General features: G+C 70.4%; 6 protein-coding genes and 1 pseudogene. 2 read left to right on the top strand and 5 right to left on the bottom strand.

Annotated features, from left to right (window positions below; genetic code table 11):
• Positions 1–652, bottom strand: a 652-nt coding sequence (locus tag D477_RS19115; protein WP_005273927.1) for an MFS transporter, incomplete at its 3' end; no start/stop codon positions are given.
• A 120-nt stretch (positions 653–772) separates the two neighbouring features.
• Positions 773–1,489, bottom strand: a complete 717-nt coding sequence (locus D477_RS19110; RefSeq protein ID WP_005273924.1) for a PIG-L deacetylase family protein — start codon at positions 1,487–1,489, stop codon at positions 773–775.
• An 86-nt stretch (positions 1,490–1,575) separates the two neighbouring features.
• On the opposite strand from D477_RS19110, the gene D477_RS19105 reads away from it, so the two are divergent.
• Positions 1,576–1,959 carry an RNA-binding S4 domain-containing protein gene (locus D477_RS19105; RefSeq protein ID WP_005273922.1) on the top strand — a complete coding sequence of 128 codons (384 nt, stop codon included), beginning with the start codon at positions 1,576–1,578 and terminating at the stop codon, positions 1,957–1,959.
• A gap of 12 nt (positions 1,960–1,971) precedes the next feature.
• On the opposite strand, the pseudogene D477_RS19100 reads toward D477_RS19105, so the two are convergent.
• From D477_RS19100 to D477_RS19090, 3 genes and pseudogenes are all read right to left on the bottom strand, one after another.
• Positions 1,972–3,032, bottom strand: a pseudogene (locus tag D477_RS19100) (LLM class flavin-dependent oxidoreductase).
• Between the two features lie 74 nt (positions 3,033–3,106).
• Positions 3,107–3,298, bottom strand: coding sequence for a DUF1918 domain-containing protein (locus D477_RS19095; protein WP_005273918.1), 192 nt, complete (start codon positions 3,296–3,298; stop codon positions 3,107–3,109).
• Between the two features lie 55 nt (positions 3,299–3,353).
• Positions 3,354–4,271 carry a LysR family transcriptional regulator gene (locus D477_RS19090; RefSeq protein WP_005273916.1) on the bottom strand — a complete coding sequence of 306 codons (918 nt, stop codon included), beginning with the start codon at positions 4,269–4,271 and terminating at the stop codon, positions 3,354–3,356.
• 102 nt (positions 4,272–4,373) lie between these two features.
• On the opposite strand from D477_RS19090, the gene D477_RS19085 reads away from it, so the two are divergent.
• A partial coding sequence (locus tag D477_RS19085; RefSeq protein ID WP_005273915.1) for an enolase C-terminal domain-like protein occupies positions 4,374–5,260 on the top strand: 887 nt, incomplete at its 3' end.

Here is a 5,260-nt window from a genome sequence, read left to right as displayed (position 1 = left end):
CACTCGCCCCGGCACCCGCCGCAACCGCCTGCGCGGAGGCCGCTCCGCCGTCGTCGTTAACCCGCCGCTGCTCCTGCCGGTGCCGCAGGAACTGGACCGCCCACGGCACCAGGACCAGGGCGCTGACCGACGCCCAAACCGCAATCGACACCCGCCAGTCGGTCAGCTCCGCCACCGGCACCGCGAGCTGCGGACTCGCCGCCGTGCCCACGGCCAGCAGGGTGACGTAGCCTGCGGTAACCACGCCCATCCGGTCCGGGAAGTACTTCTTCACCAGCGGCGGCAGCACCACATTGCCCATTCCGTAGCCGGCCATGACCAGCGCGGACAGCCCGAGGAAGGGCCAGACCGAGTCCACCGCGGCGCGTCCCAGCTGCCCGGCGACGGCGAACAGCACCGCGACTGTGAGCACCCGCTCCGGCCCGAGCCAGCGGATCAGCGCCGGCGTGGCCAGCCCGGCGGCGGCGAACACCAGCGGCGGCAGCATCGCCAGGGCGCCGGTGGTTGCGGCGTCGAAACCCAGTTCGGGGCCCACGGTGCCCAGCAGCGGCGGGACCACGGAGACGGCCGGCCGCAGGCTGAGCGCCATGATGAGGATGCCGAGCAGGGCACCGATCCGGCCCCGCCACGGCTTGCGCAGGAAGTAGTTCACCCGCCCACCCTAGCCAGCAAACGGTGCCTGACCGCGTAGGCCGTCCCGGTTCGTAACGTCCGATGCACCGTGCCAGTGCCAGTGCCAGTGCCAGTGCCAGTGCCGGTGCCAGTGTCAGTGTCAGAACGAGTAGAGCTGGAACCCAACCCGCCTGGCCGCCGCCTCCGCACCGCCGGTGACCAGGTCGATCTGCCGGCGGGCCTGCACCTCGACCGGCTCCTCGCTGAGCGCCTCCAGGTACATCCGGTGCTCGGCCAGCGATTCCACCGCCCGCTCCACGCTGTCCGCATCCACGTCCAGCCAGTGCGTCGGCCGCGGCGAGCACACGGCCACCCATTCCACTCCGGCATGCGGCTCCGGCCCGCCGTAGAGGTCCGGAAAGATCCACTCGTTTGCGGCGTCCGCCACCGCATCCATGACCGCCGCCCCGAGGTGCCGGTGGTCCGCCGAGTTCCAGATGCCCGGGCCCCAGGTCTGTTCGAAGTTCAGCGTGATGACAAGTTCCGGACGGTGCCGCCGGATCGCGCTGGCCAGCTCCCGGCGCAGCACCAGCGAGTGCTCCAGGCGCCCGTCCGCGAAATCGAGGAACTCCACCGTCTCCACGCCCACCCGCTCGCACGCGCGGCGCTGCTCGGCCTCCCGGACGGCGGCCGCTTCCACCGGGTCGAGCCCGGCGATGCCGGCCTCCCCGCGCGTGGCCAGCACGTAGGAGACCTCCTTGCCGTCCGAGATCCACTGCGCCACCGCCGCCCCTGCCCCGTATTCCGGGTCATCGGGGTGGGCCATGATCAGCAGGGCACGCTGCCATTCGGAGGGCATTGACGACGACGTTTCCACCTGCAGTTCCTTCCCTCTGCCGCCCAGCTTAGCGCCGCCGCGCTGTGCGCGCCTAAGGCGACCTGCGACTAGACTCGGTTTCCATCATGAACGCACTGCCGACAGCTTCCGCGACCGTGAGGATCGACGCCTGGCTCTGGTCCATCCGCGCCTACAAGACGCGCTCGGCGGCCACCGCGGCCTGCCGCGCCGGGCACGTGCGGCTGAACGGGAACCCGGCCAAGGCCTCCCAACAGGTGGTCCCCGGGGACACCATCCGGCTCCGCCAGCCCGGCTACGAGCGCATCCTGGAGGTGCGCCGGCTGATCGCCAAGCGCGTCGGCGCCGAGGCCGCATCGCACTGCTACACGGACCACACGCCGGAGCGTCCGCCGATGCCCGCGCTAGGGCTGCCGCAGCGGGACCGCGGCACCGGCCGGCCCACCAAGAAGGACCGCCGGGACATGGAACGGCTGCGCGGCCTGAAGTAGCTAACGACGACGTTAGCCGCGCTCCGGGACCGTGCCGCCCGCCGTCGTCGTAATCTTGCTCCGCCAGCCGAGCTCCGGGGCGATGTAGCGCGCGATGTTGCCCAGCAGCTTGGCGTTGTAGTCGACGCCGAGCTGGTTCGGGACCGTGAGCATAAGGGTATCGGCCGCCTGGACCGCGGCATCGGCGGCGAGCTCGCGCGCGAGGACGTCCGGCTCGCCCGTGTAGGTGCGGCCGAAGCGCGAGAGCAGCCCGTCGATCATGCCGACCTGGTCGCTGCTTTGCGCCGCACGGCCGCCGAAGTACAGCCGGTCCTCATCGTCGACGATCGGCATCACGCTGCGGCTGACCGAAACCCGCGGTTTGAACTTGTGCCCGGCGGCCTGCCAGGCCTCGCGGAACATGCGGATCTGCTCGGCCTGCAGCTCCCCGAAGGCACGCCGGTGTCTTCGGTGAGCAGCGTCGAGCTCATCAGGTTCATGCCCTGCTCCGCCGCCCAGACCGCGGTCTGCCGGGTGCCGGCGCCCCACCAGATGCGCTGCGGCAGGTCATACGACGTCGGCTGGATCGGCAGCAGCCCGGTGGTCCCGGTGAACTGCGGATCAGCCTCCGCCACTCCCCCGCCGGCGATGGCGTGGCGGAACACTTCGGTGTGCCGGCGCGCCATGTCCGCCGGCGTCTCGCCCTCGGCCGGAACGTACCCGAACGCGGCGGCCCCGTCCTTCGCTGGTTCGGGGGATCCGCGGCTGATGCCCAGCTGGAGCCGTCCGCCGCTGATCAGGTCCGTGGCGGCAGCCTCCTCCGCCATGTAGAGCGGGTTCTCGTAGCGCATGTCGATCACGCCGGTGCCGATCTCGATCCGGGATGTGCGGGCCGCGATCGCCGCCAGCAGCGGGAACGGCGACGCCTGCTGCCGGGCGAAGTGGTGCACCCGGAAGAACGCGCCGTCGACCCCGATCTCCTCTGCGGCTACCGCCAGCTCGATCCCCTGCAGCAGCGCTTCCCGCGCCGATCGCGTGCGGGAACCGCGGCCGGGCCCCCAGTGGCCAAAGGACAGAAAAGCAATACGCTCCATGACCGGCTCAACGCCGCATCGCCGTCGTCCATTCCTTCCGCCACCGGAAGACCGCCCGGGTCCCCGGCCGGGATCTAGGACTCCGGCCGCCGCTCCACTTGGAAGTCGCCGCCCGGGAAGAGCACCGACTCGTGGCCGTCGTCGAAGCGGACGAAGTACGGCGGGGCGCCGTCCGCGCCCCGCACCTCGAGGATCTCGCCGTGCCGGTCCGAAGCGCCGACCGTGCGGCCGTGGACAATAATCCTGTCGCCTTGCGTTGCCTTCATGCCTGATCACCTCCCAGCCCCTAGGGTACGGGCGGCCGCCGGGGAGGGGAATACCTCAGGCGGGGCCCTCATCTTCGGGCGGCGTGTCCAGCAGGTCCAGCAGGCGGCGCACCGCGGGATTGGTGTTGTTCTCGTTCCAGGCCACCTCGAGGTCCACCCGGTTGAGGTCCTTGATGCCGCGGGACGGTTCGAGTTCGCGGAACTGCACTCCCGACGGGGCCAGGCCTTGTGCCGAGGCGGGGACCAGAGTCAGGCCGAGGCCGGCTTCCACGAAGGCCAGCAGGGCAGGGACCTGGCTGGCGTACTGAGTGATGTTCGCGTGGGCACCGGCGCTGGCGAAGAGCCGAAGGACCAGATCGTGGAAGTAGCGCGCCTCTGCGGTCGAATACATCATCAGCGGCCGCCCGTCGAGCGCCCGCAGCGCGACCGGGCCGCCATCGCCGGCCAGATCGCTGTCCGCCGGCAGGGCTATGACCAGCCGGTCGCGCATCAGTGGGCGGGAGACGATGCCGGGCCTCGCCACGATCGGCCGTAGCAGTCCGATATCGACCGCCCCCTTGACCAGGCCGTCCATCTGGTCCGTCGAGACGAGCTCGCGCAGGATCAGGGAAACGCCCGGCTGTTCATCGGCCGCGCGCCGAAGCAGTTTCGGTAGCGCGCTCTGGCCGGCAATCGCCGTGTAGCCGACGGTGACCGCCCCCGCCTCGCCGAGGGAGACGCGGCGGACGTCGAGCTCCGTCTTGATGGCCATGTCGAGGATCTGCCGGGCGCTGGGCAGCAGCGTCCGGCCTGCGTCCGTCAGTTCGACCTTGCGGCTGGTCCGGTCGAAAAGCTGTGAGCCCAGTTCCCGTTCCAGCAACTGGATCTGCCGGCTGAGCGGCGGCTGGGTCATGTTGAGCCGTTCGGCGGCCGCGCCGAAGTGCAGCTCCTCGGCGACGGCCACGAAGGACTCGAGTTGGATCAGGGTGAACATCAATACACTCCTTGCATCGTTGCGTGCACATTTTAGCTTGGACCGGCATGGATGCCGCGGCTTATCGTCGTAACATCCCGGCCCAAAGAAGGAGCTCCATAAGTGACCCAGCCAACGTTGCAGCAAACCCACCTCGAGCAGGTGGCCATTACGGGCATCACGATCACGCCGGTGGCGTTCGCGGATCCGCCGCTGCTGAACACGGTCGGCGTGCACGAACCGTTCGCGCTCCGCGCGATCGTCCAGGTCCACACCGACGCCGGGGTCACCGGTCTGGGCGAAACCTACGGCGACGCAGGCCACCTGCAGCGCCTCCATTCGGCCGCCGAGGCCCTCACCGGCGCCGATGTCTTCAACATCAACCGGATGCGCCAGACCGTCGCCCGCGCGCTGGCCGCCGACACCGTCCAGGGCGGACACGGCATGTCCGGCATGGTCACCGGCTCCTCCACGGCCGACCGGGTCCTGTCCCCCTTCGACGTCGCCGCCCTCGACATCCAGGGCAAACTCCTCGGCCGCCCCGTGGCCGACCTGCTCGGCGGCGCCGCCCGCGACACCGTCGCCTTCAGCGGCTACCTCTTCTACAAATGGGACACCCACCCCGGCTTCGAACCGGACCCGTGGGGCGAAGCCCTGGACCCGGACGGCATCGTCGCCCAGGCCCGCACCATGGTCGACCGCTACGGCTTCTCCGCCCTGAAGCTCAAGGGCGGCGTCTTCGCCCCCGACCAGGAGACCGCCGCGATCAAGGCCCTGCGCGCCGAGTTCCCCGACCTGCCCCTGCGCCTGGACCCCAACGCCGCCTGGACCGTCGAAACCTCCATCAAGATCGGCCGCGAACTCGACGGCATCCTCGAATACCTCGAAGACCCCACCCCCGGCATCGCCGGCATGGCCGAAGTCCGCGCCAACGTGCCCATGCCACTGGCCACCAACATGTGCGTCGTATCCTTCAACGACCTCCCGCCCGCCATCGCCGCCGGCGCCGT

This window comes from Arthrobacter crystallopoietes BAB-32, assembly GCF_000328305.2.
In the GTDB taxonomy this organism is placed as follows: domain Bacteria; phylum Actinomycetota; class Actinomycetes; order Actinomycetales; family Micrococcaceae; genus Crystallibacter; species Crystallibacter crystallopoietes_A.
This window is presented reverse-complemented; position numbering and strand designations above follow the sequence as displayed.

Excerpts from the sequence above, each read along its gene's own strand:
- D477_RS19105 (WP_005273922.1), top strand. The coding sequence starts at position 1,576 with ATGAACGCACTGCCGACAGCTTCCGCGACCGTGAGGATCGACGCCTGG.
- D477_RS19095 (WP_005273918.1), bottom strand. The coding sequence starts at position 3,298 with ATGAAGGCAACGCAAGGCGACAGGATTATTGTCCACGGCCGCACGGTC.
- D477_RS19090 (WP_005273916.1), bottom strand. The coding sequence starts at position 4,271 with ATGTTCACCCTGATCCAACTCGAGTCCTTCGTGGCCGTCGCCGAGGAG.